The organism is Actinosynnema mirum DSM 43827 (assembly GCF_000023245.1).
GTDB classification, from domain to species: domain Bacteria; phylum Actinomycetota; class Actinomycetes; order Mycobacteriales; family Pseudonocardiaceae; genus Actinosynnema; species Actinosynnema mirum.
Genome location: NC_013093.1, coordinates 21,145 through 47,136, shown reverse-complemented (window position 1 = coordinate 47,136; position 25,992 = coordinate 21,145). Strand labels below are relative to the sequence as shown.

The window sequence follows — 25,992 nt, the reverse complement described above, 5'->3', positions numbered from 1 at the left end:
GTTCGGGCTAAACCTTCGGAGGTCCGGACGGGTCTGCCGTGCGCTCCGGGTCGTCTCCTACGCTGGGTGGCGTGGCCACTCGACCAGGTGTGACGTCCCGCGCGGCGCGCGGGTCCCTGGTCGCGGTGACCTCGGCCTCACTGGGCCTGGCGGCCCACGGCGCGGCGGGCGGCGAAGCCGTCGAGCTGACCCCCGTGCTGCCCCTGCTGCTGCTCACCGCGAGCGCGGGGACCGCGCTGGCCGAGCGCCGCCGGACGCCGTGGGCGGTGGTCGGCGCGCTGGTCTCGGCGCAGGCCGGGCAGCACGCGCTGCTCTCGCTCGCCGCGCACCAGCACCACGGGCCCGGCCTCGGCCTCGACCCGCTGGCGATGACGGCGGCCCACGTGGTCGCCGCGCTGCTCACCGGCCTGCTGCTGGCCAGGGCGGACGCGGTGCTGCTCGCGCTCGCGGGCGCCGCCGCCCGGCTGCTGCCGGTGCTGCGCGAACCCCGCCCGGCGTCCCGCCCCGCCGCGCTCCCCGCGCCCGAGGGCCACCCCCAGCCCACCCCCGTCCGGATCACCCTCAGGCGGGTGAACGCCCGCCGGGGACCGCCCGCGCTCCCGATCGCCCCGCACCCAGGACCACGCTGAACCCGCGATCAGGAGCACCCACACCATGTCCACCACTCGCACCGGCCTGCGCCCGCTCGTCCGCGCAGGCGCACTCCTCACCACCGCGGGCTTCCTCGCGCTCGGCACGGCGGGCACCGCCTCCGCGCACGTCTCCGCGTCGACCACCGCCCCGGCCACCCAGGGCGGCTACGCGAAGGTCATCTTCCGCGTGCCGAACGAGCGCCCCGACTCCGGCACGGTCAAGCTGGAGGTCACCCTCCCCGCCGAGTACCCGCTGGCCTCGGTCAGCACGAAGCCGCTGCCCGGCTGGCAGGTCGAGGCGGTCAAGGCCACGCTCGACAAGCCGGTCACCAGCCACGGCCGCGAGGTCACCGAGGCCGTCCGCACCGTGGTGTGGACCGCCGACGCGGGCGTGCAGATCGCGCCCGGTCAGTTCAACGAGTTCGAGGTGTCGGTCGGCCCGCTGCCCGACACCACCGAGCAGCTGGTCATGCCCGCGAAGCAGACCTACGCCAGCGGCGAGGTCGTCGACTGGAGCGCCCCGCCCGCCGACGAGGAGCCCGAGCACCCCGCGCCGGTGCTGAAGCTGGTCAAGCCCGCCGAGGGCGCCGACTCGCACGGCAACGCCCCCGCCGGGTCCGGGGACTCGCACTCCGAGACCGCCGCGTCCACGACCACCGACGACACCGCCCGCTGGCTGGGCGGCGCGGGCCTCGCGGTCGGTGCGCTCGGCCTCGGCCTCGGCGCGGGCGCCGTCCTGCGCACCCGCCGCTCGGGCAAGCCCTCGGCATGAGGCGCGCGGTCTCGCTGCTGCTGTCCGCGCTCGTGGCGGGAGGGGTCGCGCTCGGCGCGGCCCCGGCCGCGTGGGCGCACAACGTGCTGATCTCCAGCGACCCGAAGGACGGCGCCGAGCTGGCCACCGGGCCGCGCGAGGTCACGCTGACCTTCGACCAGCCGGTGCAGGCGGGCGAGCGGTTCAACACGCTCACCGTCACCTCGGCCGACGGCACCCGCTGGGAGGACCAGGCCGAGCCGACCGTGCGGGACAACTCGGTGATCTTCCCGGTGCGCGAGCTGGGCCCGGCGGGCGAGTACACCCTCGGCTACCGCATCCTGTCCGCCGACGGGCACCCGGTGAGCGGCTCGCTGAAGTTCACCACCACGACGGCGGCGCAGGGCACCCCGGTGCCCGCCTCGGAGTCCGCGACCCGGGACGCCTCGGGTGGGGACTCCGGCGGCGGTGTGCCCGTCTGGGTGTGGATCGTCGGCGCGGTCGTGCTGCTCGGCGGCGGCGTCTTCTTCGCGCTGCGCGGCGGAGGGGACGGCGCCGACCGGTGACCGCCGACCGGACCAGCGGCCCCGCCCGCCCCCGTGCGCGGGTGGCGGGCGGGCTGCTGCTGGGCGCGCTCGCCGGCGTGCTCGTCGGGCTCGCGATCGCGGGCACCGGCGCGGCGGTCGGCGGGCCGGGGATCGCCGCGCTGGTGGCGCAGCCGCTCGCCAGGGTCCTGCTCGACCTCTCGGCGACCGGCGTGGTCGGCCTGTCGCTGCTGCCGAGGCTGCTGGGCGCGGCCCGCCCCTCGGCGACCGAGCCGGTGCTGCGGCTGGCCAGGCCCGCCGCCGTGGTGCTGTCGGCGGTGTGGGCGCTCGTCGCGCTGCTGTCGGTCGTGCTGCGCGCGCACGAGACCAGGCCGGACGTGCCGCTGACCACGGCCCGGCTGCTCGACTACGTCCAGCGGGTGCCCGCAGGCCAGGGGCTGCTGTTCAGCGCGGTGTGCGCGGTGGTGTGCCTGGGGGTCGGCGCGGTCGCGGTGCGCAGGGGCGAGGCGGTGCCCGCCGAGCTGCGGGTGCTGGTCGCCCTGTTCGGGCTGCTCCCGCTGCCCGCCACCGGGCACGCGTCGAACCGGGACTTCCGGGACGTGGCCGTGGTCGCGATGGAGCTGCACGTGCTGGGCGCGGCGCTGTGGACCGGCGGGCTGGTCGCGCTGGTCGTGCTCGTGGCGCACCGCAGGGGGCTGCTGGCCGAGGCGCTCCCCCGGTTCTCCAGGCTGGCGACCGCCGCGCTGCTGGTGGTGACCGCGACCGGGATCGGCACCGGGCTGCTGGAGCTGGCCGCCGCGCCGGGCGGCGGGCTGCCGGGCTCGCTGGTCACCACCCCGTACGGGCTGCTGCTGGTCGGCAAGGCGCTGTGCGCGCTGGCGCTCGCCGGGCTCGGGGCGCGCATCCGCTGGTGGCTGCTGCCGCTCGTCCGGCGGCACCGGCCGACCGCGCTGGTCGGCTGGGCGGCGGCGGAGCTGGCCGTGATGGGCGCGGCGTTCGGGCTCGCGGTGGTGCTCTCGCGCGCGCCGGTCGCCTAGCGGCCACCGCGAGCGCCGGCCGGGCCGGGGCGGGTGACCGCCCGTCGCGCGGGCCCCACCGGCCAGCGGCGCCTGCCGACCAGCCGTGGTCGGTTCGGTCCAGCGCCGAACGGTCCTTCCGGTGCGATGAAGTGCGACCGGAAGGACCAGCGGCGATTGCGCCGGGCGAACGGCCTCAGTCCTGCGCGAGCCTGGCGGTCGGGTCGTTGCGGAACTTCCCGAGCACCACCAGCGCCTCCTGCCCGCGCCGGTCGAGCTCGCGGGCGTCGATCCAGCCGTTGGCGAAGTAGCGGTAGTCCTGGGCGAGCTTCACCAGCTCCGCGAGGTAGTCCGCGGACCGCCGCCGCCGCTCCTCGTCGAACGAGGCCAGCAGCGGCAACTGCGTGTCGACGACCTCGTCCAGCATCCTGGCCGCGTCGAGGGCCCGCTTGGCGCGCCTGCGCCTAGTGCCGAGCAACTGTCCGATTCCGCGCACCGTGGCAACACCCCATCGCCCGAGTCAGCACCCGAACCCTAGGCACTGCGAAGCTCCCCGTCGATGGGTTCAGTCGCATTCCACGTGCGCGGTGTTACGCGAATTGCGGACTCAGCGGTAGGGCTCCCAGCGGGTCCCTGAATCGCCCTCGCGCAGTGATCGAAGTCGTCGCCGCAGCTCAGGCGCGACCTCGGGGTGGCTGCGCAGGATCGGCAGGACGCTGGTGGTGAGCTTCAGCTCACGCACGTCCCTGAGCAGGGCGTACCCCGGCCACCCGGTCACGTCGAAGCCGTACTCGGCGGCGAGCTGCTCGTGCCACCGCCACGGGTGGCCGAGCCGGGCCGCGCCGACCGGGACCATGGACAGGTCCCACTCCCTCGGCCCCAGCCCGGTCGAGTCGAAGTCGCAGATCAGGGGCCCGTCCGGGCTCGGGATGAGGTTGCGCAGGTGCGCGTCCCCGTGCACGAGGCCGACCGGGAGCGCCGTCTCCAGCGAGCGGAGCCGCTCGGCGAGCGCCGCGCAGCGCTCCTCCAGGAACTCCAGGTCGTCCGCCGCCAGCTCCTCGGCGTCGGCGATCCGCCGCCGCACGTCCTCCAGCGGAGACCACTTCGGCACCGCGAAGTCCGGCTCCGGCAGCGAGTGCACCAACCGGAGCAGCCTGCCGAGGTCGCGGCCGTCGACGGGCGGGCCGCCGCTCGGCGCGGTGCGCCACAGGGTGGCCACGTGCTCCCCCACGACGAGCGGCTGGGGCACGTCCTCCACCAGCCGCACGGCGGGCACGTCGTGCCGGGCCAGCCAGCGGGCGACCGCGACCACCTTGGGCGCCCGGTGGCGCAGCGCCATCGACCCCGTTATCCGCACCACGACCTGCTCGGCGGGCAGCTCGTACACCGCGTTGGCGGTGAACTTCAGCAGCCGCGCGCCCCGGTGGTCGAGACCGAGGCCCGCGCACAGCCGCTCCAGGACGTCCGCGAGCACGGCGGGGGTGAACCGGCCACCACCCGCCACCCGCGCGCCGCTCCCAGCGCCGTCGCCCGCGCCGCCGCGCCCGGACCCCTGCGGAGGTCCGAGCCCCGACGCCTCAGGCCGCGCTGTCGGTGCCGGTGAACTTGGAGACGCGTTCGGCGAGCTCACGGGCGTCCTGGTTGTTGCGGCGCTTCTGCGCCTCGCCGAGCAGCGGCTTCATCCGGTCCTTGGTGCGGATCGACTTCAGGCTCTCGGACAGGTCGAGCGCCTGGCGCCCGACCTTGGAGCCGTGGTCGAGGTCGCCCTGGAGCAGGTGGTTGATCGACAGCGAGATGAAGTTGAACGACTTGCTGCGCGTCATGTCCTCGCCGTAGCCGCCGATCGCCTTGGACAGCGCCGGGATGGCCGTGCGGGTGTACTTGACGTCCACCGTCTGGGCCAGCTCGGTGTGCACCGTGCCGACCATGGCGGACAGGTCGTTCGCGTCGAAGAACCGCGCCCACGCGGGCGCCTCGGCGACGTTGGCCCTGGCGAACTCGTCGCGCGCCCTGCCGAGCAGCTTGAGCGCCTGCGTGTCGGAGCCCATCTTCGCGTAGGCCCACGCCTCGTTCGCGCACAGGATGCCGACCGCGAGCTCGGAGCCGGAGTTCTGCGCGGCCAGCTGGCCGAGCTGGAACACCTTGAGCGCGTCGTCCGGGGCGTCCTGGTGCAGGTAGACGCGGCCCATCCGGTACAGGATGTTCGCGACCAGCTCCTCCTTGCGCCCCTGCTTGGCCAGGCTGAGCGCCTGCCCGAAGTGGTTGCGCGCCGAGTCGTACAGCCCGGTGTCGAACGACGTCCAGCCCGCGAGGTTGTGCAGGTCGGCGAGCGCGACGAACAGCCACTCCTTGACCAGCTCGGTCGCGTTCGCGCCCAGCATCTGCTGCCCCCAGGACAGCTGGGCGACGACGGCGTCGCGGCAGGAGCCGCCGCCGTACTGGTAGTCCAGCGTGCGCAGGGCCTTGGTGGCGGCCTCGACCTGGCGGACGTCGGTCATGCCGATCCGGCCGGGGGCCGGGGTCTGCGCGGGAGAGCCCGTCCAAGACCCGGAGTCCGTGCCGAACACGGCCGCACCGACGGTGATGGCGGCGGCGTGCGCGAGGAACTTCCTTCGCTTCACCGACTCGTCCTCCTCAGAATGGGGTGCCTCCGCCGTGGCGGCCACCCGCACTGCCGTGGCCTCGTCGTAGGCGAGGCCCATGTATCCCCTGGGGACACCCAAGCCGTTGGCGATCCTGGTCAGGACGTCGTAGGCCATGACCTGACGACCCTTGAGGATCTCCGACACTTCGGACTGCGACTGACCGGTGAGCGCCGCGATCTGGCGCTGCGACACGCCGTGCCTGCGCAGCAGCCGGTAGACCGTGCTGATCTCCCGCTTGGCCAGGGCGTCGCGCATCTCCTGCTGGTCCCAGACCTCGGGCGTAACAGGAGAGTTCGACGAACCGATGGTGTTCAATTGCGCCCCCTCACAGTCCTTACCGGGCGTCAACGGCAGAGTAGGGGCATTCCACCAAGTGCGAGAAGTGTCGATCGGCGAGGCTGATCGGCCCTACTGAACTCCGTTGACCGCTTACCGTGGAACGAGCACCGGCCACCGCTGGAGTGCCCCGCTCCGGGTTGAATCATCGCAATCTAGGTTCCGGTAAGCGAGTGAACTCGGAGAGGGACACGCGGTGGATCTGATCGAGCAGGCGGTGACCACCCGGCGCGGTGGCGTCGTGGGTGAGGTCGTCCTCGGGGTTTCCCGCTCCACTTCCCTGTCTATCCAGGAGCCGACCGACCTCGGCTCCGGATGGCGCGGCTCGACCGGGCAGCGTCGTCGGTGGTGCTCCAGCCCCGACGGCGTGGCAGGCCGGGATCGCAGCTCCACCGCCCGGACCACCGGGGGCCCCGCGCCCCTGGTCGGCCCGACCGGTGGGGCGGCGGTCCTTTCGGCCGGCCGACTCGTACAGCTCAGGGCAGCGCTACGCGAAGCCGCCGAGAAGGCGGAAAGGTGACGGTGACGTTTCGGTGGACGAGATCCTCGGTCAAGTTCTTCGCAACGCGGTCTGGGAACGGTTGGACCTGCTCACGGAGCTGGCCAGCCAGGCCGACGCCCCTTCCCTCCTGTCGGTGGCACGATCCGAGCTCCCTCGGTTGACCGAGGGATGGCGGGCACTGCTCGCCGCGCACGAACCGGACGACAAGGGCAACTGCCCCGAGTGCTCCGGTCGTTGGCGGCAGCAGAAGAGCCCTTGCTCGGTGTGGCGCGCCGCGTACGAGCACCTGGTCGCGGGCGGACTGGCCCCGCGCCCGGCTCGGCACCTCCGCACGGCGCCGGTGACCCCTCCTGTCACCCGGTCGCGCCGAGGAGTAGCTGTCCGAGCCCATTAACGGGCGGTGGTGACCTGTCGTTCCCCCGACGCGACACGGTCGTCCACCCGCCTCACGCTGACCGGCGGTCCGGGACGTGCGAACCCCCGACCGCGACGAACGGGCCGCCGGTCAGCCTCACAACCGAACACCCAAGTCATCCGCGGGCCGGTGCCGTGCACACCTTCCCTCCCGACCGGCGCCGGTCCGCGGGCACCAAGTCCGGCCCCGATGTCCGCCCCTCCCGCGCGGGCATCGGGGCCGGTTCCACGTCCAGGTTTCGCAATTCCGCACTTTCGCGTTCAGGGCCCTTGACGTTCCGCACAGTTTCCCGGTTACGCACTGTTCCCTCTTTTGGGGGCCATTCAGCGCACCCCGCAGAGCCGAACGCGTTCACCTGTGAACGCCGGTCCGCCAGGCGAGATATGCGACAGCTCCAGGAATCACCCTTCCGACCAGGTCGAAGAGTTTGATCTGCCACGGGAAAACGACTTCGGAGCGTCCCCGGGCCACGGCCTTCACCACTTCGGCAGCCACCCGTTCGGGGGTCATCGTGGGGACGAGCCTGCTGACGACCCACGGGATGCGCTCGGCCGAACCGGGGTTGTTGTCGAAGTAGTTGGACCGCACCGCGCCCGGCACGACCTCCGTGACGCCGACCCCGGTGCCCCGCAGGTCCTGGCGCAGCGCGGCGACCAGCCCGCGCACCGCCCAGCGCGCCGCCGTGTAGCCGGTGGCTCCGGGGATGGCGATCCGCGAGGCGGGCGAGTTCAGGAACACCAGCCGACCCGAGCCGCGCTCGCGCATGGCGGGCAGCAGCAGCGAGGTGAGCAGCGCGTACGAGGCGTACGGCAGGGCGGTCATGCCGCGCAGCTCGTCGGGCGCGGTGTCGTCCAGGAACAGCCAGCGGCCGACGCCCGCGTTGTTGACCAGCACGTCGACCGGCCCGACCTCCTCCGCCAGCGCGAGCACCCGCCGCTCGTCGGCGAGGTCGGCGACGTGCGCCACCGCCCGCCCGCCGCGCGCGGTGATCCGCTCGACCACGGCCGCGAGCGCGACCGCCCCGCGCGCCACCAGGTGCACCTCGGCGCCCTGGGCGGCGAACCGCTCGGCGACGGCCGCCCCGATCCCCTGGGACGCCCCGGTCACCAGAACCCTCATCGCACTCCTCTGATCCGCGTGACGCACAGCGAGGCGACGAGCGTCGCCGCCGCCGAGAGCAGGAACAGGCCCCGGTAGCCGCCGAGGTCGACCAGCACCACCGACGCCAGCGCGGGGGCGAGCACCTGGGGCAGCGCGTTCGCGACGTTGACGACGCCGAGGTCCTTGGCGCGGTCGGTCGCGGCGGGCAGCACCTGGGTGAGCAGGGCCAGCGCGACCGCCCAGTAGGCGCCGAAGCCGAACCCGAGCAGCGGGGCCGCGATCAGCGCGGACCACCAGGTGGGCCAGGCGGCGAGCAGCAGCGCGGCCAGCGCCATGAGCGCGGCGGACAGGTGGACGCCGCCGCGCCTGCGGCCGGTGCGGTCGGAGCGGGCGCCGACGAGCACCGCGCCGACCACGAGCGCCGCGCCGTAGAGCAGCATCAGCACCAGCAGGCCGTCCTCGGGCGACGGGTGGCGCACCTCGTCGGCCAGGAAGAACAGCAGGTAGAGGGTGCCGAGCGCGTTGCCGAGGTTGATGGCGAAGTGCGCGGTCCACGCCCAGGCGAAGTCGGGGTGCCGCTTCGGGGAGACCCACAGCTCGCGCGCGACGAGCGGCGGGCGGGCGGCGCGCGGCAGCCGGGTGTCCGGGGTGGCGAGCACGAACGCCAGCGCGCCCGCGACGACCAGCGCCGCGCACACCAGGTAGCCGGCGGTCTGGCCGGTGACCAGCACGGTCACCACGACGGCGCCCAGCACGGTGCCGAGCATCTGGCTGATGCCGACGAGTCCGCCGACCCTGGCCCGCTGCGCCACCGGCACCCGGTCGGGGACGCCGGAGGTGAGGCTGGCGAGCATCCCGTTGAGCCCGGCCTGGACCAGGCACCAGCCGAGCGCCATCGACCAGGTCGCGTCGGCGGCGGAGAGCACGGCCAGGCCGAGCGCGCCGACCAGCGCGCCCGCGAGGGTCCACGGGTGGCGGCGGCCGAACCGGGAGCAGGTGCGGTCCGAGGACAGCCCGATGAGCGGGTTGGCGATCAGCGCCACAGCCGCGCCCAGGGCCGTGACCAGTCCGAACACCAGCTCCTTCGCGTCGGGCGAGATCCGCTCGGCCTGCTGCGGGAGCAGCACCTGGATCGGGGCGTAGACGCCGAGCCACAGGCCGAGGTTGGCCAGGAACAGCAGGGTCGTCCAGCCCCGGCCGACCGGGGCGACCGGTTCGGCGAGCGGGTCGTGGGCGGTCGCGGCGGAATCCGGCACGACTGGGTTCGGCGCGGCGGGGCCGGTTATCGCGGGGTCCGGCGCGCCCGGTCCGAGGGCGCTCACCGGCGGATCCGGTCGCGGTACCAGCGGAAGGAGGCGCGCGGGGTGCGGCGCTGGGTGGCGTAGTCGACGTGGACCAGGCCGAAGCGCTGCGAGTACCCGGAGTCCCACTCGAAGTTGTCCAGCACCGACCAGACGAAGTAGCCCTTCGCCCCCGCGGCGATCGCGGCCTCGCTGTGGGCGGCCAGGTAGTCGACGCGCTCGGTGTCGTCGAGCGAGTGCGGGTAGCTGCACCCGCTCTCGGTGACGTGCACGGGCGGCAGGTTCGGGTGCCTGGTGCGCAGGGCGCCGATCATCTCGCCGAGCCCGGCGGGCACGACGGGCCAGCCGAAGCCGGTGACCGGGTGCTCGGTGATCGGGACCAGGTCGAACGGCAGCGGGTTGCCCGGCGACGGGGCCGAGAGCCGGGTCGGGTTGTAGTAGTTGACGCCGTAGAAGTCGAGCGGCTGGGCGATGGTGGCGAGGTCGCCGTCCTCGACCGGCAGCAGGTCGACCAGCGACTCGGGGTAGCGCCCGGCGAGGACCGGGTCGGCGTAGAGCCAGTTGTGCAGGTCGGCGTACGCGCTCGCGGCGGCGGCGTCCTCGGCGGAGCCGGTGGCCGCCCAGGCCGGGGTGTGGTTGTTGGCGGTGCCGACCGAGGTGGCCCCCGCCGCGCGCAGGGCCTGGACGGCGAGGCCGTGGCCGAGGTTGAGGTGGTGGGCGGCGGGCAGCGCGTCGAACAGGAGCGCCTTGCCCGGCGCGTGCTGCCCGGTGGCGTAGCCGAGCAGGGTGACGATGGCGGGCTCGTTGACCGGGATCCACATCGCGACCCGGTCGGCCAGCCGGGCGGCGGCGGTGGCGGCGTAGTCGGCTAACCGGTGCGCGGTGTCCCGCGCGAGCCAGCCGCCCGCCTCCTCCACGTGGGCGGGCGTGTCCCAGTGGTAGAGCGTCGCGACGGGGGCGATGCCCGCGTCGAGCAGGTCGTCGACGAGCCGGTCGTAGAAGTCGAGCCCGCTGCTCGCCGCGCTCCCGCTCCCGGCCGCCCGTCCGCCCTCGACGCGGGGCCAGGACAGCGAGAACCGGTACGCGTTCACCCCCAGCTCGCGCAGCAGCGCCACGTCCTCGGCGTGCCGGTTGCGGTGGTCGCAGGCCACCCGCGCGGTCTGTCCCTCGAACGAGGGAAATTCATCCCACACTGAGGGAAGCCTGCCGTCCTCGTCGAAGCCCCCCTCGATCTGGAAGGCGGAAGTCGAGACGCCCCAGAGGAAATCAGGTCCGGTCATGACACCTCCCACGAAACGTGAAACGGATTCACACAGTAGGCGTGTTGCGGTGTGGTGGGAAGTCATCGAGCCTTCGACCGGGCACTATGAAGGCCCCTACCAGTCCAGCAGGAGTCGCCGTGACTAGCACGACCCCCTTGCGCAGGCAGCCGGTGCAGCAGCGCAGCGCCAAGCGCGTCGAGCGGATGCTGGAGGCCTGCGCCGCGCTGATCGAGGAGGTCGGCTACGACGGGGTCACCACCACGCTCATCGCCGAGCGGGCGGGCGTCGCGGTCGGCTCGCTCTACCAGTTCTTCCCGGACAAGCGGGCCGTCGTGCAGGAGCTGACCCTGCGCAACCTGGAGCGGTTCATCCAGACCGTGGACGGCACCTTCACCACCAAGGCGCTGGCGCACTGGTGGGACGCGGTCGACTCGATCTTCGACGTCTACGTGGCGATGCACCGCGAGGTGCCCGCGTTCAGCAGGCTGCACTTCGGCGACGTGGTCGACCTGCGGCTGATGGACGACCGCAAGGACAACAACTCCGTGGTGTCCGACCGGATCGCCGAGATGATCTCCAGCCGCTTCGCGATACCCCTGGACGAGGTCAAGCTGCCGATCTCGATAGCCGTCGAGGCGGCGGACGGCGTGCTGGGCCTGGCCTTCCGCCGCGACCCGGCGGGCGACCCGCTCGTCCTCGACGAGGCCAAGGCGATGATCCGGGGCTACCTGTCCACCCGGATGCCGGGGCAGCCCCCGGCCACCCCCTAGCCGAAGGCCTTGCCCTCGCCCCGGTAGGTCGGCACGACGGCCTCGACCCGGTCCCCGCTCACCAGGTGGTACTCCGCGAACCGCTCGGCCAGCTCGCCCGCCTTCGCGTGGCGCAGCCAGACCCGGTCCCCCAGCTCCAACCGGTCCGCGGCCTTCCCGACGACCGGCGTCTGCACCTCCCCGGCGCCCTCCAGCCCGATCAGCTCCAGCCCGCTCGGCAGGTGCGGCGAGGGCAGCCGGTCCGGCGTCCCGGTCCCCGACGCCACGTACCCGCCCGCGAACAGCGTGGCGACGTTCTTCTTGGGCCTGCGCACCACGGGCAGCGCGAACAGCGCGGCCGGGCGCGGGCTGAACGCGCGGTAGGCGTCGAACAGGGTCGGCCCGACCAGCCCGGACCCCGCAGCCAGCTCGGTCACCGACCGGTCGGCGCCGGTCGTCTCCAGGCTCCCGGTCCCGCCGCCGTTGACGAACTCCAGGTCGGCCACCCGGCGCACCGCGGCCACCGCGGCGGCCCTGCGCTCGGTCAGCTCCGGCACCGAGCGGCCCTGCATCCAGCGCACCGCCAGGCCCCAGGCGCGCCGACCGGCGGGCGCGTCGCCGATGCCCGCCACCTGGCCCTCGTAAGCCATGACGCCGACCAGCCGGAAGCCCTTCCTGGCCACGACCGCGCGGGCGAGCCGGACGGCGTCGCCCTCGGTGTGCACCGGCGAGCGGCGCGGTCCGACGTGCAGGCCGGGCAGCGGTCGCCACGAGACGTCCAGCTCCAGGCACACCCGGATCTCCGGGTGGTCCTCGCCGAGGGCGGCGTCGACCAGGTCGAGGTGCGCGGTCGAGTCGACCATGATCGTGACGCGTCCGCGGGCCTTCTTGTCGGCGGCCAGCGCGCGCAGCGCGGCGTGGTCGACGGTCGGGTACGCGACCAGCAGGTCCTCGGCGGTGTCGCAGGACGACAGCCAGAGCGCCTCGGGCAGCGAGTAGCACATCAGCCCGGCGTAGCCCGGCCTGGCGAGGACCCGGTCGAGCAGCGCCCGCACCCGGACCGACTTGCTCGCCACGCGGATGGGCTTGCCCCCGGCCCGCCGGACGAGGTCGGCCGCGTTGTGGTCGAACGCGTCCAGGTCGACGATCGCGAGCGGGGCTTCGAGGTCCTTGGTCGCCAGGTCGAGTCGCGTCCTCGGCTGCATGGGCCCCACGGTACGTCGAAAAGGCTTGAAAGGTGAAACGCTTTCACTTATCTTGTGTGGCTCTCCTCACACCGGAGGCGCAGATGGCACCCCCCTGGACGAACTGGGCGCGGACCGAGACCGCAGCCCCGATCCGGGTCGAGCACCCCACGACGGCGGAGGGGATCTCCGAAGTCGTCCGCACCGCCGACGCCGTCCGCGCGCGGGGCAGCGGCCACTCCTTCACCGGGGTCGCCGTCGCCCCCTCCGTCGCGCTCGACCTCGACCGCTGGACCGGCCTGGTCGACGTGGCGGGAGAGCTGGTGACCGTCCGCGCGGGCACCACGCTCCGGCAGCTCAACGAGCTGCTGCACCGGGAGGGGCTCGCGATGCCCAACCTCGGCGACATCGACGCCCAGACCATCGCGGGCGCCACCGCCACCGGCACCCACGGCACCGGCGCGGCGCTCGGCGGCCTGGCCACCACGATCGTCGCGCTGGAGGTCGTGCTCGCCGACGGCTCGCTCGTCCGCTGCTCCCCCACCGAGCGCCCCGACCTGTTCGAGGCGGCCAGGCTCGGCCTCGGCGCGGTCGGCGTGATCAGCACGCTGACCCTGCGCTGCGTGCCGTCGTTCGTGCTGCACGCCCGCGAGTACCCGGCCAGGCTCGACGCGGTGCTGGAGGAGTTCGACCACCTCACCGCGACCGAGGACCACGTGGAGTTCCACTGGTTCCCGCACGGCGACCGGGTGATCGTCAAGCGGAACAACCGGGTGGACGAGCCGCGCGCGCCGCTGTCCGGGCTGCGCCGGTTCTACGAGTACGACGTGATGGAGAACGCCGCGTTCGGCGCGGTGTGCAAGGTCGCCCGCGCCGTGCCCGCCACGGCCAGGGGGCTCAACCGGATGTGCGGGGCGCTGATCGGCGAGCGCGACTACCGCGACCAGTCGCACCGCGTCTTCACCACCCCGCGCCGGGTGCGGTTCGTGGAGACCGAGTACGCGGTGCCCCGCGCCGAGCTGCACGGGGTGCTGCGCGAGCTGCGCGCCGCCGTGGCCGGGCTGGAGCACGGGGTGATCGTGCCGGTGGAGGTGCGGGTCGCGCGGGGCGACGACATCTGGCTGTCCACCGCGCACGGGCGGGACACCGCCTACGTCGCGGTGCACCAGTACGTGGGGATGCCGCACCGGCGGTACTTCGACGCGTTCGAGCGGATCGCGCTGGCGGTGGGCGGCAGGCCGCACTGGGGCAAGCTGCACTCGCTGGGCGCCGAGGAGCTGGCGACCCGCTACCCCCGGTTCGCGGACTTCCGCCGCGTGCGCGCCGAGGTCGACCCGGACCGGAAGTTCGGGAACCGGCACCTGGAGCGGGTGCTGGGCTGAGGCGGACCGCCGGGCGCGGCGCTCTCCACGCCCGGCGGTGCGAGCCCCGTCACACCCCTGTCCTGCGCGGGCGCCGACGGCGGTCGGACGGTGATCCAGCTCTCGGCGCGCCCCGGCGGAAGTGATCGGGATCTCAGCGATCCGGGGCCCGCGCTCCGGGGAGCGGGGCCCCGGAGGGCGGCTGCCGGACCCGTCCGGCCGGTCGCTGTGACCTAGATCGCGTCCTGGACCGGGGTCTCGCCGGAGATCAGCTCGTAGGTCTTCCCGACCGACGACGGCTGCGCCAGCACCGCCACGACCACGGCGGCCACGTCGGCGCGCGGCACGGACCCGTCCTGAGCGTCCCCCTCGGTGAGCCGGACCGCGCCGGTCGCGGGCTCGTCGGTCAGCCTGCCGGGCCGGACGATCGTCCAGTCCAGGTCGCGGGCCTTCAGGTCCTCCTCGGCCGCGCCCTTGGCGAGCAGGTAGGCGTCGAACACCTCGTCGCCGGTGGTCCGGCCGATGCCCGCCGAGCTGATCTGCACGAACCTGCGCACGCCCGCCCGCTCGGCGGCGTCCGCCAGGAGCGCGGAGGCTCCCCGGTCCACGCTGTCCTTGCGCCCCACCCCGCTGCCGGGCCCGGCGCCCGCGGCGAACAGCACCGCGTCCGCGCCGGTCAGGTACTCGGCGACCGAGGCGACATCGCTCGCCTCCAGGTCGCACAGCACCGGCACCCCGCCCGCCTCGGTCACGTCCGCGAAGTGGTCCTCGTTGCGGACCAGCGCGGTGGCCGCGTCCCCGCCGGCCGCCAGCAGCCGCTGGACGTGCAGCGCGATCTTCCCGTGCCCTCCCGCGATCACAAGCCTCATGCGGCCGACGCTAGCCGCCGCGCGGGCCCGCCACAGATCGGCGGCGCGGGTCAGGCGGTGGCCAGGACCCGCTCGTAGACCAGCTCGTTGACCCAGCGGGTGGTGGCGGTGTCCTCGACCGGCACGGTCTCGTTGCGACCGCAGACGTCGGTGGTCAGCTCGCTGCTCTCGTCGGCGAGCAGCACGTTCACGCCGTACCTGCGCACGCGCGGCAGGCAGTTGGCCAGGTAGTCGTGGCTCAGCGCGACCGAGGCGGGCAGCACGGCGGCGGCGTTGCCGAAGCGCGCGAAGGGGACGGCGGAGGCCAGCGCGGTGCGCCAGTGCCTGGCCACCGCCAGCACGCCGACGATGCGCACGGCGGCGGGCGGCACGCGGCCGTCCATCTCCGGCCACACCCAGGTGGAGACGGTGGCCCGGTCGACCTCGGGGGCCGCGCCGAGGCACAGCCGCTCGGCGTGCGCGTCGGCGATCAGGTCGGCGACGACCACGACCTTGCGGCCCATCAGGACCATCTCCGGCAGCACAACGCCGTGCCACCCGAGGCGGACCGCGGCGACCGTGGCCAACTCCTCGACGGAGCCGGGCAGTTCGGGGATCGGGACCGCGGCGGCCGACGTGGCCTTCGCCTTCGCGGAGTCCGTGACCTCGATCCGTGCGGGTGTGCTGCTCACGCCAAAGCCTCCTCGGGAACCACGGCGGTCGATCCGCCGCGTTTCGACTCGTGCTCTGGATAAGGCGTACCAGTCGGAGTGCCGTTCGCCCCCCGCTCCGACCCGGCCCTGAGTTCAGCGGTTTCACCGGGTCGGTGACCGGTCGTTGACCGGTTCGCCGAATTCGGCCCGGCGGTGCTGCCGTCCGGGTGACGCGGAACCCTGGGAACGACCCGTGACGGGCACGCACAGGCACACCTCTGGCCTGGAATCCGATACGCGGCGGGCTCGAATAACGGCGGCGAACCGCATCGACGACCGTTCACCGCTTGAAACCAACCGACCGCCGAGCACGGGGCCGTTCGAGTGACACACATCACTGCGCGGTTTGCCCTTGGCGAACACCGGAAATCCCCCGGAAAGCCAAGAGGCCCACCCCCTGTTGGGGGTGGGCCTCCGGTATTCGGTGGGCGAGGGGGGAGTTGAACCCCCACGTCCTTTCGGACACACGGACCTGAACCGTGCGCGTCTGCCATTCCGCCACTCGCCCTGGCGACGAGGAGAACACTAGCACGATCTCCATCCGGATTACCAATTGGCCCGTGTCCCGCCTCCCCGGCCCGGATACGATCGGGTCAGAAGTCGACCGAGTCGGAGGGTTGCCGTGGGCCTCGTACAGCGCTTCGAGCGCCGTCTCGAAGGCATGGTTGGCGACACCTTCGCCAGGGTGTTCGGCGGCAACGTCGTCTCGCAGGAAGTGGCCCAGGCCCTCCAGCGGGAGGCGGACGGGAACATCCGGGAGCTGGCGGGCGGGCGGCTGCTGGCCCCCAACCACTACGTGGTCCTGCTCGGCCCTGAGGACCACGACAGGCTTGCCGGTGACGGCCAGGATGAACTACGCATCACCAAGTCCCTGGGCGACTCCATCCAGGAGCACCTGGAGGAGAGCGGATGGGATACCTATGGTGACGTCGTAGTCTCCCTGGAGCGCTCCGACGCGCTGCACACCGGTCAGTTCCGAACCCGCTCGTCCGTCGACCCCGACGTGAAAGTTGACAGCCGACGGTCAGCACCACCTCGCACTGCAGGAGACGGATCAATGAGCCAGCCTCCCGGCTACGGACAAGGACAGGGCCAGCCCGGCTACGACCCCTACGCGCAGGGCGGCTACGGCGGTCAGCAGCCTGGCTACGACCAGCAGGGCTACGGCCAAGGTGGTCAGCAGCAGGGCTACGGCCAGGGCCAGCAGGGCTACGACCAGCAGGGCTACGGCCAAGGCGGTCAGCAGCCCGGCTACGACCAGGGCTACGGCCAGGGCGGTCAGCCCGGCTACGGCCAGGGCCAGCAGGGCTACGACCAGGGCTACGGCCAGGGCGGCTACGGCGGTCAGCAGCCCGGCTACGACCAGCAGGGCTACGCGGGCGGTCAGCAGCCCGGCTACGGCCAGGGCCAGCAGGGCTACGACCAGGGCTACGGCCAGGGCGGCGCAGGCTACGACCAGGGCGGCCAGGCCGGTTACGGCCAGCAGGCGGCGGGCTACGACCAGGCGGGCTACGGCCAGCAGGCCGCGGGCTACGACCAGGGCTACGGCCAGCAGGCGGGCTACGGCGGCGCCCCGGCGGGCGGCGCGCAGCGCCAGCTGAGCGCGACCCTGCACCTGGACGACGGGTCCAACCGGACCTACAACCTGAAGCAGGGCGGCAACGTGGTCGGCCGCGGCCAGGAGGCCGACTTCCGGCTCCCCGACACCGGCGTCTCCAGGAGGCACCTGGAGATCACCTGGGACGGGCACAGTGCCATGCTCGCCGATCTCGGCTCGACCAACGGCACGACGGTGAACGGGACCCCGGTGCAGACCTGGCAGCTCGCGGAAGGCGACGTCGTCCGCATCGGCCACTCGTCGCTGGTCTTCCGCACACAGGGCTGAGGTCGAGACGTGTGACGTGACGGCACTCAAGTCAGGAGCGGTTACAACCGGTGCCAGAGCTGGTGATGCAGCTGACCAGAGCGGGGTTCCTCATCCTGCTCTGGTTGTTCGTGTTGGCTGCGCTTCGAGTGGTGCGTTCCGACCTCTACGCGGCGTCGGGGCTGAGGGTCCCGACGCCGTCGATCAAGAAGGGGTTCAGGGGGGCAGGCAAGGGCGGGGCGAAGGCGCCCCGGCAGCTCGTGGTCACGCAGGGGGCCCTGTCGGGCACCCGGATCACGCTTGACGGGAAGCCGATCATGATCGGCCGGGCCGACGACTCCACGCTCGTGCTGGACGACGACTTCGCGTCGACCCGGCACGCGCGGCTGTCGGCGCGCGGTGACGAGTGGTTCGTGGAGGACCTGGGGTCCACCAACGGCACCTACCTCGACCGCGCGAAGGTCACCAGCCCGGTCCGGGTCCCGATCGGGTCCCAGATCCGGATCGGCAAGACGGTGATCGAGCTGAGGTCATGACCCTCGTCCTCCGATACGCGGCCCGGAGCGACCGGGGCCTGGTCCGCCAGAACAACCAGGACTCCGTGTACGCGGGCCCCCGCCTGCTCGCGCTCGCCGACGGCATGGGCGGCCACGCCGCGGGCGAGGTCGCCAGCAAGGTCGTCATCGCGGCCCTGGCGCCGCTCGACGACGACGAGCCCGGCGACGACCTGCTGGGTCAGCTGCGCGACGCGGTGATCTCCGGCAACGGGGCGATCTCCGAGCTCGTGCAGAGCGACCCCGACCTGGACGGCATGGGCACCACGCTCACCGCCGTCCTGTTCGCGGGCACCCGACTCGGCATGGTGCACATCGGCGACTCGCGCGCCTACATGATGCGCAACGGGACCTTCAGCCAGATCACGCACGACGACACGTTCGTCCAGTCGCTGATCGACGAGGGCCGGATCACCGAGGAGGAGGCGGCCACGCACCCGCAGCGCTCGCTGCTGCTGCGCGCGCTGACCGGCCACGAGGTCGAACCGCGCCTGATGGTGCGCGAGGCCAGGCCGGGCGACCGCTACCTGCTCTGCTCGGACGGCCTCTCCGGCGTGGTCACGCTGGAGACCCTGGACGAGGCGATCCGCATCCCGGACCCGCAGGCGTGCGCCGACCGGATGATCGAGCTGGCGCTCAAGGGCGGCGGTCCGGACAACGTGACCGTGGTCGTGGCCGACGTCGTCGACGTCGACTTCGGCGAGAACGCCCCGATAGTGGGCGGTGCGGCCGGTGACGGCGGGGACGACCCGCCACCGCCGGACTCGCCCGCCTCGCGGGCGAGCTCCATCACCGGGCCCCGGCCCGCGCCGCCGAGGCAGGAGCAGCCGCCACCGCCGCAGCAGGACCCGAAGCGCGAGCGCAAGGGGAAGCTGAAGGCGCTGGCGCTGGTCGTGCTGGTGCTCGCGCTGCTGGCCGCCGCCGGTCTGGGCACCCGCTGGTGGGTGATGCGCCAGTACTACGTGGGCGCGGCGCAGGACGGCCAGGTGTCGGTGTTCCGCGGCGTGACCGGGAACGTGCTCGGCTTCGAGCTGAACACGGTCGTGGAGGGCTCGTGCCCGCCCGGCTCCCAGGGCTGCGAGCCGATCTCCCTGGACGACCTGAAGGTCTTCATGCGGGACGAGGTGAGCAGCGGCATCACCGCCGTGGACGGCCTGGAGGGCGCCCGCGAGGCGATCCGCAGGCTGCGCACGGAGCAGCTGCTGCCGCTGTGCGCCGACCCGCTGACCAGCACCCCGGCCCCGCCCACGACGACCACGGGCTCGGCGACGAGCGCCGAGCAGCCGCCGCCGAGCGGTGACCAGGGCACGTCCTCGTCGGCCCCGCCGACCACCACCACGGAGGGCACTCCCCTCCCCACGCTCGCGCAGACGCCGGGCACGGACTGCCGGAAGGGTCAGTAGCCGATGGGTTCGCCGGGCACCGGCGCGGAGGACACCCCGCTCGCGAGGGCGAGCGGCACGTCGCCGGGGTTGAAACCGCCACCCACCAAGCGGAGCACCGAGCTCTTCCTCCTGGCCTTCGGCGCGGTGCTGGTCACCGCCGCCCTGGTGCTGGTCGAGGCCAACCAGGAGAAGGAGCTCTCGCTCAACATCATCTGGTACGGCCTCGCCTACCTGGTGATGCTGGCCGTGACCCACCTCGCGGTGCGGACCTGGGCGCCCTACGCGGACCCGGTGATCCTGCCGTGCGTCACGCTGCTGAACGGGATCGGCCTGGTGATGATCCACCGGATCGACCTGGGCATGGCCGACGTGCTCGTCGACGGTGAGCCCTGGTCCGCCGCGGCACCGAAGCAGGTCATGTGGACGGGCCTGTCGCTGGTGCTGTTCTGCGCGGCGCTCAAGCTGCTCAAGGACCACCGCACGCTGGCCAAGTTCGGCTACGTCTCGGGCCTGGTCGGCCTGGTCGCGCTGATCCTGCCCGGCGTCCTGCCCGGCTTCATCGCCCCGACGATCAACGGCGCGAAGATCTGGCTGCGCTTCGGCGGCGTCTCGATCCAGCCGGGCGAGTTCGCGAAGATCCTGCTGATGGTCTTCTTCGCGGCCTTCCTGGTCTCGAAGCGGGACCTGTTCACCATCGCGGGCCGCCGGTTCCTCGGCATGGACCTGCCGCGCGCCCGCGACCTCGGCCCGCTGATCGCCGTGTGGGCGGTCGTCGTGTCGGTCATGGTGCTGCAGAAGGACCTCGGCTCGTCGCTGCTGTTCTTCGGCATCGTGCTGGTGCTGCTGTACGTGGCGACCGAGCGCGCGGTGTGGATCATCATCGGCACCGTCCTGTTCATGGGCGCCGCGGTCGCTGCCTGGCGGATGTTCACGCACGTCCAGACCCGCGTGGACAACTGGGTCGACCCGTTCGCGGACCCAGGGGGAGCCGGCTACCAGATCGTCCAGTCGCTGTTCGGCTTCGGCACGGGCGGCCTGTTCGGCGCCGGGCTCGGCGGCGGACGCCCCGACCAGATCCCCGAGGCGAACACCGACTTCATCGCCGCCGTGATCGGCGAGGAGCTGGGCCTCGTCGGCCTCACCGCCGTGCTGCTGCTCTACACGGTGTTCGCGCTGCGCGGCCTGCGCAACGCGCTGGCGGTGCGCGACACGTTCGGCAAGCTGCTCGGCGGCGGCCTCGCGTTCGCGGTGGCGTTCCAGGTCTTCATCATCATCGGCGGCGTCATGAAGCTGATCCCGATGACCGGCATCACCGCCCCGTTCCTGTCCAAGGGCGGCTCCTCGCTGCTCGCCAACTACGTCCTGGTAGCGCTGCTGCTGCGCATCTCCGACGCCGCGCGGTCCCCGCAGGCGCCGGTGAAGCCGCGCGTGCAGCAGCCCGCGATCGCCGACCAGTTCACTGTCATGGTGGAGCGACCGAAATGAACACCCCGCTCCGCCGAGTCGGCGTCGCGATGATGGTCATGATGATGATCCTGCTCGCGAACGCGACGTACGTGCAGGTCATCAAGGCCGAGGAGTACCGGACCAGCCCGTACAACGTCCGGGGCAGGCTGGAGATGCTCTCCCGCGAGCGCGGCAGCATCATCGCCGCGGACGGGACGCCGCTGGCCACGGTCACGCCGATCCCGGACAAGGACCGCTGGCAGCGGGTCTACGCCAACGGGCCGATGTACCTGCCGGTGACCGGCTACCTGTCCAACACCTACGGCTCCAACGGGCTGGAGCGGGCCGAGAACGACCTGCTGATCGGCGAGGACGACCGGCTGTTCACGCGCAGGCTGTCCGACCTGATCACCGGCCGCGACCCCAAGGGCGCGAGCCTCCAGGTGACGATCAACCCGAAGGCTCAGCAGGCCGCGTACGAGGCGCTGGGCGACCGGACCGGCGCGGTCGTGGCGATCGAGCCGAAGACCGGCAAGATCCTGGCGCTGGTGAGCACGCCCTCGTTCGACCCGAACAAGCTGGCCGTGCAGGACGGCCAGGAGGAGAAGGCGTACTGGGCCGAGGTCACGCAGGACAACCCGGCGCAGCCCGACGCCAACCGCGCCCTGTCCTGGACCTACCCGCCCGGCTCGACGTTCAAGCTGGTCGTGGCGGCGGCGGGCCTCGAAGAGGGCATGGACAAGTCGACCCAGGTCGACGCGCGGCCCACCATCACGCTGCCGGGCACGAACACCGAGCTGCCGAACTTCAACGGCACCAACTGCAACAACGGCGTCAACGCCACGCTGGAGCAGGCGATCGCCCAGTCGTGCAACACCGCGTTCGCGAAGCTCGCGGGCGACCTCGGCACGGCGAAGCTGCGCGAGCAGGCCGCGAAGTTCGGCATCGACGACCAGAAGTACCAGGTCCCGATGACCACGGCGGCCTCCACGCTCGGCCCGGTCCCGGACCAGGCCGCGCTCTTCCAGACCGGCATCGGCCAGCGCGACGTCCAGGTGACGCCGCTGGCGAACGCGGTGATGGTCGCGACCATCGCGAACAAGGGCGTCCGCATGAAGCCCTACCTGGTGGACAAGATCCTCGGCACCGACACGGCGACCGTCGACGAGACGAAGCCGGACGAGGTCGACGAGGCCATCTCCGAGGACAGCGCCCAGCTGCTGACCGAGATGATGATCGCCGCCGAGAACAAGGCCGGTGGCGCGGGCAAGCTCAGCAACATCCAGATCGCGTCGAAGACCGGCACCGCCGAGTGGGGCGTGGGCTCGACCCCGAACCCGCACGCCTGGTACACCGCGTTCGCCCCGGCGAACGACCCGCAGATCGCGCTCGCGGTCATCGTCGAGAAGAGCGGCGGCAAGCGGGACGGCGCCGCGACGGGCAGCCTGGTGGCCGCGCCCGTCGGTCGCGCGGTGATCAGCAGCTACCTCGGGAGCAGGTGATGCTGTCCTCCGGCCAGCTCCTCGCCGAGCGGTACCGCCTCACCAGGCGGATCGCCGTCGGCGGCATGGGTGAGGTCTGGGAGGCCGCCGACACCCGGTTGGACCGCAACGTCGCGGTGAAGGTGCTGAAGGCGGAGCTGAGCGGGGACGCCGAGTTCCTGAACCGGTTCCGCATCGAGGCCCGGACCACCGCGTCGCTGAACCACCCCGGCATCGCCGGGGTGCACGACTACGGGGAGACGGCCTCCGAGCCCGACGGGCCGGAGGACACCGCCTACCTGGTGATGGAGCTGGTCGAGGGCGAGCCCCTGGCCGCGGTCATCGCCAGGGGGCGGATGAACGCCGAGCGGGTGCTCGACGTGCTGGAGCAGGCGGGCACCGCGCTGCAGGCCGCGCACGAGCGGGGCCTGGTGCACCGGGACGTGAAGCCGGGGAACATCCTGGTGACCCCGGACGGCAAGGTGAAGATCACCGACTTCGGCATCGCGAAGGCGGCTGACGCGGCGCCGGTGACCCGGTCGGGGATGGTGATGGGCACGGCCCACTACATCGCCCCCGAGCAGGCGACCGGGCACGACGCGGAGCCGGCGAGCGACGTGTACGCGCTGGCCGTGTGCGGTTACGAGTGCCTCGTCGGGCACCGGCCGTTCCGGTCGGAGAACGCGGTGACCGTGGCGATGATGCACATCAGGGACGTCGCGCCGCCGCTGCCGCCGGACGTGCCGCCCGCGGTGCGGGCGCTGATCGAGGCGACGCTGGTCAAGGACCCGAGGCAGCGGTACCGCAACGGCGGCGAGTTCGCCTCGGCGGTGGCCGCGGTGCGGGCGGGTCAGCCGCTGCCCGCGCCGTCCGGGCTGGCGATGGCGGTGGGCGGGCCGCAGCTGGCTCCCCCGCCGCAGGCGCCGCCCTCGCAGCAGCTGCCCGTGCAGCAGTTGCAGGTCCAGCCCATGCAGGCCCAGCCGATGCAGGCGCAGTCCATGCAAGCGCAGCCGATGCAGGCGCAGTCGATGCAGGCGCAGCCGATGAGCGCGCCGCCCATGCAGGCCCAGCCCATGAGCGCGCCGCCGATGCCGCAGCAGCCGATGCCGTCGCAGCAGCTCCCGGCGCAGCTCGCGCCGCCGCAGCAGCTGGCGGCTCCCCCGCCGGTGGCCCCGCAGCAGCTCACGCCACCGGCGCAGCTCACCCACCCCGGCATCCCCGTGACGCACCCCGGTTCGCGTCCGGGGATGCAGCCCATCCACCCTCCCGCGGCAGGCCCGCACACGGGTGCTTTCCACCCGCCGGGCGCTCCGGGCCGGCATCCTGGACGCGGTCGCCCTCTGCTGTGGGTTATGGTCGCCTTCCTGGTGATCGCGCTGATCGCACTCAGCGTGCTCATCGTGCGCGAGATCGCGGGGGACGATGGGGTGCCCGGCGGTCCGAGCCCGCAAGGCAGCACCCCCTCCGCGAGCAGGGCCGCTCCGGAGGACGCGACCGACCGGTTCCCCGGCAGGCCCACGGTGGAGATCACCGGGGCGGACTACCTCGGCGCGCCCGCGGACGAGGTCGCGGCAACCTTGACCGGGCACGGCGTCGAGCCCGAGGTCCGCTCGGAGCGGGGCGGCGCGCCCGCGGACGCGAGGCGGTGCCGGGTGAGCGAGCTGGAGCCCGAGGGAGAGGTGCCGATCGGTTCACGGGTGCGCGTCACGTGCGTGCCCACCTGAACCGGGTGGCGGCAGGCTGAACGCGCACGACGGGCACGACAAGGCTTGAGACCGTTGACGAGGAGCGGGACGAAGCACTGATGAGCACTCCGCGACTGCTCTCCAACCGCTACGAACTCGGGGAGACCCTCGGCTACGGCGGCATGTCCGAGGTCCACAAGGGCAAGGACGTGCGGCTCAGCCGGGACGTGGCGATCAAGGTGCTCCGCGCCGACCTCGCCCGCGACGCCCAGTTCCAGGAGCGGTTCCGTCGTGAGGCCCAGAACTCCGCAGCGCTGAACCACCCCGCCATCGTCGCCGTGTACGACACCGGCGAGACCGAGACCCAGTACGGCCCGCTGCCCTACATCGTCATGGAGTACGTGGACGGGCGGACGCTGCGCGACATCGTCAAGACCCAGGGGCCGCTGTCGAACAAGCGCGCCATGGAGGTCATGGCGGACGTGTCGGCCGCGCTGGACTTCAGCCACCGGCACGGCATCGTGCACCGCGACGTGAAGCCCGCGAACGTGATGATCACCCGTTCGGGCGCCGTCAAGGTCATGGACTTCGGCATCGCGCGCGCCGTGCACGACGGCCAGGCCGCCGTGACGCAGACCGCCGCGGTGATCGGCACCGCCCAGTACCTGTCACCCGAGCAGGCGAAGGGCGAGGCGGTCGACGGCCGCAGCGACGTGTACGCGTCGGGCTGCGTGCTGTTCGAGCTGCTCACCGGCGAGCCCCCGTTCACCGGCGACTCGCCGGTCGCGGTGGCCTACCAGCACGTGCGGGAGGAGCCGAAGTCCCCGTCGTCGCTGAACCCGAAGGTGTCGCCCGCGCTGGACTCCATCGTGCTCAAGGCGATGGCCAAGGGCCCGGCGAACCGCTACCAGTCGGCCGCCGAGCTGCGCGCCGACCTGGTCCGCGTGCTGTCCGGCCAGCGGCCGTCCGCGCCCGTCGTGATGACGAGCGAGGAGCGGACCGCGCTGCTGGACCAGCAGTCGGCCTCGGCGCCCACGCGCAGCGAGGCGGTGCAGACGACGAGCGGCGGTGGCAGGCACCGGCAGTCGGTGGTCCGCGAGCGGGAGCGGGAGCGCGACCGCGAGGACACCGGCAACTACAGCGCCGCGCTGGAGGAGGAGCGGGAGCGCCTCGCCGCGCGCAGGCGGATGTGGATGATCACCATCGTCGTCCTGCTGTGCGCGGGTGTGCTGGCGCTGGCGATCTGGATCACCACCTCGCTGCTCGGGGACAACGAGTCCTCCGGCGGCGACCCGAAGCAGGTCACGGTGCCGACGCTGATCGGCAAGTCCACCTCGGAGGCGCGCGGCGCGCTGTCCGACGCCGGGCTGGAGATCAACCTGCAGCTGGTGCCGTGCCAGCCGGGCAGCCAGCCCAAGTGCGACCCGGCCAAGGACGTCGACCGGGTGCTGGAGACCAGCCCCACGAGCGGCAAGTCGGTCGACCGCAACAGCAAGATCACCGTCATGGTGGGCACGAACCCCGACGACGTCGAGGTCCCCGACCTGACCGGCCTGAGCGTCGCGGACGCGCAGGCCAAGCTCGGCGAGGACTGGAAGCTCGACACGAACCAGGAGCGGGTGGAGACCAGCGACCCGGCGAAGGTCGACAAGGTCGTCGAGCAGAACCCGATGCACGGCACGAAGGCCCCCAAGGGCACCACGATCACGATCAAGATCGGCAAGGAGCCCGAGGCCGTCACGCTGCCGAACGTGATCGGCGTGCAGGAGGACGACGCGCGGTCCTCGCTGGAGCAGTCGGGCTTCAAGGTGCAGGTCAAGCAGGTCGACAGCGCCACCGACGCGGGCCAGGTCATCGCGCAGGACCCCGGCGCGGGCCGGGTCGAGAAGGGCTCCACGGTCACCCTCAGCGTGTCCAAGGGCAACATGGTCTCGATGCCGGACCTGCGGGGCATGACCGAGAACGAGGCCAAGGCGGCGCTGCGGCAGTTCCAGTGGAACGGCGACCTGCAGACCACCAAGACGCCGGTGAGCGACCTGTCCCAGGACCGCAAGGTCCAGTCCCAGCAGACCTCCCCCGGCTCGGCGATCACCAAGGCGCAGCGGATCACCGTCGTCATCGGCGAGTTCCGGCCGGGCGCGAGCAGCACTCCCCCCAGCAACTAGCCCCGCCGGGCCCCGGAACCGGGGCGGCCGGTGGAACGCGGAAGGGCCCTC

General features: G+C 72.8%; 23 protein-coding genes, 1 tRNA gene and 1 pseudogene. 15 read left to right on the top strand and 10 right to left on the bottom strand.

Annotated features, from left to right (window positions below; all coding sequences use genetic code 11):
• Nucleotides 1–71 precede the first annotated feature (71 nt).
• The 4 genes from AMIR_RS00220 to AMIR_RS00205 are packed head-to-tail and all read left to right on the top strand — an operon-like array spanning nucleotide 72 to nucleotide 2,965.
• Nucleotides 72–629, top strand: coding sequence for a hypothetical protein (locus AMIR_RS00220; protein ID WP_012782680.1), 558 nt, complete (start codon nucleotides 72–74; stop codon nucleotides 627–629).
• Nucleotides 630–654: 25 nt separating this feature from the next.
• A complete protein-coding gene (locus AMIR_RS00215) occupies nucleotides 655–1,404 on the top strand; it encodes a YcnI family copper-binding membrane protein (RefSeq protein ID WP_012782679.1) in 750 nt (249 codons plus the stop codon).
• Nucleotides 1,401–1,949, top strand: coding sequence for a copper resistance CopC family protein (locus AMIR_RS00210; protein WP_012782678.1), 549 nt, complete (start codon nucleotides 1,401–1,403; stop codon nucleotides 1,947–1,949). The genes AMIR_RS00215 and AMIR_RS00210 overlap by 4 nt, the downstream gene beginning before the upstream one ends.
• Nucleotides 1,946–2,965 (top strand): copper resistance D family protein, encoded by a 1,020-nt coding sequence (locus tag AMIR_RS00205; protein WP_012782677.1) that lies wholly within the window; start codon nucleotides 1,946–1,948, stop codon nucleotides 2,963–2,965. Before AMIR_RS00210 ends, AMIR_RS00205 begins: the two co-directional genes overlap by 4 nt.
• Before the next feature lie 175 nt (nucleotides 2,966–3,140).
• On the opposite strand, the gene AMIR_RS00200 is transcribed toward AMIR_RS00205, so the two are convergent.
• The 3 genes from AMIR_RS00200 to AMIR_RS00190 form a co-directional block, all read right to left on the bottom strand.
• On the bottom strand, nucleotides 3,141–3,440 hold the full coding sequence (locus AMIR_RS00200) for a hypothetical protein (protein ID WP_041836481.1): 300 nt from the start codon (nucleotides 3,438–3,440) through the stop codon (nucleotides 3,141–3,143).
• Between the two features lie 111 nt (nucleotides 3,441–3,551).
• Nucleotides 3,552–4,448: an aminoglycoside phosphotransferase family protein gene (locus tag AMIR_RS00195; protein WP_012782675.1), complete on the bottom strand. Its 897-nt coding sequence runs from the start codon at nucleotides 4,446–4,448 to the stop codon at nucleotides 3,552–3,554.
• 73 nt (nucleotides 4,449–4,521) lie between these two features.
• Complete coding sequence (locus AMIR_RS00190; protein ID WP_084798777.1) at nucleotides 4,522–5,844, bottom strand: helix-turn-helix domain-containing protein; 1,323 nt, start codon at nucleotides 5,842–5,844, stop codon at nucleotides 4,522–4,524.
• Nucleotides 5,845–6,121: 277 nt separating this feature from the next.
• Between AMIR_RS00190 and AMIR_RS00185 the strand changes: the two genes are divergently transcribed.
• Nucleotides 6,122–6,445 carry a hypothetical protein gene (locus AMIR_RS00185; RefSeq protein ID WP_041836480.1) on the top strand — a complete coding sequence of 108 codons (324 nt, stop codon included), beginning with the start codon at nucleotides 6,122–6,124 and terminating at the stop codon, nucleotides 6,443–6,445.
• Between the two features lie 13 nt (nucleotides 6,446–6,458).
• Nucleotides 6,459–6,821, top strand: a complete 363-nt coding sequence (locus AMIR_RS41355) for a hypothetical protein (protein WP_012782673.1) — start codon at nucleotides 6,459–6,461, stop codon at nucleotides 6,819–6,821.
• A 372-nt stretch (nucleotides 6,822–7,193) separates the two neighbouring features.
• Here AMIR_RS41355 and AMIR_RS00180 read toward each other — a convergent pair whose 3' ends face one another.
• The 3 genes from AMIR_RS00180 to AMIR_RS00170 all read right to left on the bottom strand — a co-directional run bounded on the left by AMIR_RS00180 (nucleotide 7,194) and on the right by AMIR_RS00170 (nucleotide 10,524).
• On the bottom strand, nucleotides 7,194–7,961 hold the full coding sequence (locus AMIR_RS00180) for an SDR family NAD(P)-dependent oxidoreductase (protein WP_012782672.1): 768 nt from the start codon (nucleotides 7,959–7,961) through the stop codon (nucleotides 7,194–7,196).
• The gene (locus AMIR_RS00175; protein ID WP_041837224.1) at nucleotides 7,958–9,199 is read right to left on the bottom strand and encodes an MFS transporter; all 1,242 of its coding nucleotides are present in this window, start codon (nucleotides 9,197–9,199) and stop codon (nucleotides 7,958–7,960) included. The genes AMIR_RS00180 and AMIR_RS00175 overlap by 4 nt, the downstream gene beginning before the upstream one ends.
• 62 nt (nucleotides 9,200–9,261) lie before the next feature.
• Nucleotides 9,262–10,524, bottom strand: coding sequence for a family 1 glycosylhydrolase (locus tag AMIR_RS00170; RefSeq protein WP_012782670.1), 1,263 nt, complete (start codon nucleotides 10,522–10,524; stop codon nucleotides 9,262–9,264).
• A 119-nt stretch (nucleotides 10,525–10,643) separates the two neighbouring features.
• Here AMIR_RS00170 and AMIR_RS00165 point away from each other — a divergent pair, with 119 nt between their 5' ends.
• The gene (locus AMIR_RS00165; RefSeq protein ID WP_012782669.1) at nucleotides 10,644–11,276 is read left to right on the top strand and encodes a TetR/AcrR family transcriptional regulator; all 633 of its coding nucleotides are present in this window, start codon (nucleotides 10,644–10,646) and stop codon (nucleotides 11,274–11,276) included.
• Here the strand turns inward: AMIR_RS00165 and AMIR_RS00160 are convergent.
• The gene (locus AMIR_RS00160) at nucleotides 11,273–12,460 is read right to left on the bottom strand and encodes an amino acid deaminase/aldolase (RefSeq protein WP_012782668.1); all 1,188 of its coding nucleotides are present in this window, start codon (nucleotides 12,458–12,460) and stop codon (nucleotides 11,273–11,275) included. The two genes, AMIR_RS00165 and AMIR_RS00160, sit on opposite strands and share 4 nt — an antisense overlap.
• An 83-nt stretch (nucleotides 12,461–12,543) precedes the next feature.
• Here AMIR_RS00160 and AMIR_RS00155 point away from each other — a divergent pair, with 83 nt between their 5' ends.
• Nucleotides 12,544–13,821, top strand: a complete 1,278-nt coding sequence (locus AMIR_RS00155) for a D-arabinono-1,4-lactone oxidase (protein ID WP_012782667.1) — start codon at nucleotides 12,544–12,546, stop codon at nucleotides 13,819–13,821.
• 212 nt (nucleotides 13,822–14,033) lie between these two features.
• Here the strand turns inward: AMIR_RS00155 and AMIR_RS00150 are convergent, their stop codons facing one another.
• From AMIR_RS00150 to AMIR_RS00140, 3 genes are all read right to left on the bottom strand, one after another.
• The gene (locus tag AMIR_RS00150) at nucleotides 14,034–14,669 is read right to left on the bottom strand and encodes an SDR family oxidoreductase (RefSeq protein ID WP_012782666.1); all 636 of its coding nucleotides are present in this window, start codon (nucleotides 14,667–14,669) and stop codon (nucleotides 14,034–14,036) included.
• 50 nt (nucleotides 14,670–14,719) lie between these two features.
• A complete protein-coding gene (locus AMIR_RS00145) occupies nucleotides 14,720–15,340 on the bottom strand; it encodes a hypothetical protein (protein ID WP_012782665.1) in 621 nt (206 codons plus the stop codon).
• A 446-nt stretch (nucleotides 15,341–15,786) separates the two neighbouring features.
• Nucleotides 15,787–15,869 (bottom strand) — tRNA-Leu (locus AMIR_RS00140).
• A 114-nt stretch (nucleotides 15,870–15,983) separates the two neighbouring features.
• On the opposite strand from AMIR_RS00140, the gene AMIR_RS00135 reads away from it, so the two are divergent.
• The 7 genes and pseudogenes from AMIR_RS00135 (at nucleotide 15,984) to pknB (ending at nucleotide 25,941) form a co-directional block, all read left to right on the top strand.
• Nucleotides 15,984–17,246 (top strand): FHA domain-containing protein, encoded by a 1,263-nt coding sequence (locus AMIR_RS00135; protein ID WP_012782664.1) that lies wholly within the window; start codon nucleotides 15,984–15,986, stop codon nucleotides 17,244–17,246.
• Between the two features lie 50 nt (nucleotides 17,247–17,296).
• A complete protein-coding gene (locus AMIR_RS00130) occupies nucleotides 17,297–17,761 on the top strand; it encodes an FHA domain-containing protein FhaB/FipA (RefSeq protein ID WP_012782663.1) in 465 nt (154 codons plus the stop codon).
• Nucleotides 17,758–19,182, top strand: coding sequence for a PP2C family protein-serine/threonine phosphatase (locus tag AMIR_RS00125; RefSeq protein ID WP_012782662.1), 1,425 nt, complete (start codon nucleotides 17,758–17,760; stop codon nucleotides 19,180–19,182). Before AMIR_RS00130 ends, AMIR_RS00125 begins: the two co-directional genes overlap by 4 nt.
• 3 nt (nucleotides 19,183–19,185) lie before the next feature.
• Nucleotides 19,186–20,649, top strand: coding sequence for an FtsW/RodA/SpoVE family cell cycle protein (locus AMIR_RS00120; RefSeq protein WP_012782661.1), 1,464 nt, complete (start codon nucleotides 19,186–19,188; stop codon nucleotides 20,647–20,649).
• A complete protein-coding gene (locus AMIR_RS00115; protein ID WP_012782660.1) occupies nucleotides 20,646–22,112 on the top strand; it encodes a peptidoglycan D,D-transpeptidase FtsI family protein in 1,467 nt (488 codons plus the stop codon). Before AMIR_RS00120 ends, AMIR_RS00115 begins: the two co-directional genes overlap by 4 nt.
• A pseudogene (locus tag AMIR_RS00110) lies at nucleotides 22,112–23,083 on the top strand (serine/threonine-protein kinase); the annotation flags it as partial. The gene AMIR_RS00115 and the pseudogene AMIR_RS00110, both read left to right, overlap by 1 nt.
• 812 nt (nucleotides 23,084–23,895) lie before the next feature.
• Nucleotides 23,896–25,941 carry a Stk1 family PASTA domain-containing Ser/Thr kinase gene (gene pknB / locus AMIR_RS00105; protein ID WP_012782658.1) on the top strand — a complete coding sequence of 682 codons (2,046 nt, stop codon included), beginning with the start codon at nucleotides 23,896–23,898 and terminating at the stop codon, nucleotides 25,939–25,941.
• The last annotated feature ends 51 nt before the right edge of the window (nucleotides 25,942–25,992 follow it).

Coding starts and splice junctions, on each gene's coding strand:
- AMIR_RS00170 (WP_012782670.1), bottom strand. CDS start 10,524: ATGACCGGACCTGATTTCCTCTGGGGCGTCTCGACTTCCGCCTTCCAG.
- AMIR_RS00155 (WP_012782667.1), top strand. CDS start 12,544: ATGGCACCCCCCTGGACGAACTGGGCGCGGACCGAGACCGCAGCCCCG.
- AMIR_RS00150 (WP_012782666.1), bottom strand. CDS start 14,669: ATGAGGCTTGTGATCGCGGGAGGGCACGGGAAGATCGCGCTGCACGTC.
- AMIR_RS00190 (WP_084798777.1), bottom strand. CDS start 5,844: ATGCGCGACGCCCTGGCCAAGCGGGAGATCAGCACGGTCTACCGGCTG.
- AMIR_RS00180 (WP_012782672.1), bottom strand. CDS start 7,961: ATGAGGGTTCTGGTGACCGGGGCGTCCCAGGGGATCGGGGCGGCCGTC.
- pknB (WP_012782658.1), top strand. CDS start 23,896: ATGAGCACTCCGCGACTGCTCTCCAACCGCTACGAACTCGGGGAGACC.
- AMIR_RS00115 (WP_012782660.1), top strand. CDS start 20,646: ATGAACACCCCGCTCCGCCGAGTCGGCGTCGCGATGATGGTCATGATG.
- AMIR_RS00120 (WP_012782661.1), top strand. CDS start 19,186: ATGGGTTCGCCGGGCACCGGCGCGGAGGACACCCCGCTCGCGAGGGCG.
- AMIR_RS00210 (WP_012782678.1), top strand. CDS start 1,401: ATGAGGCGCGCGGTCTCGCTGCTGCTGTCCGCGCTCGTGGCGGGAGGG.
- AMIR_RS00215 (WP_012782679.1), top strand. CDS start 655: ATGTCCACCACTCGCACCGGCCTGCGCCCGCTCGTCCGCGCAGGCGCA.
- AMIR_RS00125 (WP_012782662.1), top strand. CDS start 17,758: ATGACCCTCGTCCTCCGATACGCGGCCCGGAGCGACCGGGGCCTGGTC.
- AMIR_RS00160 (WP_012782668.1), bottom strand. CDS start 12,460: ATGCAGCCGAGGACGCGACTCGACCTGGCGACCAAGGACCTCGAAGCC.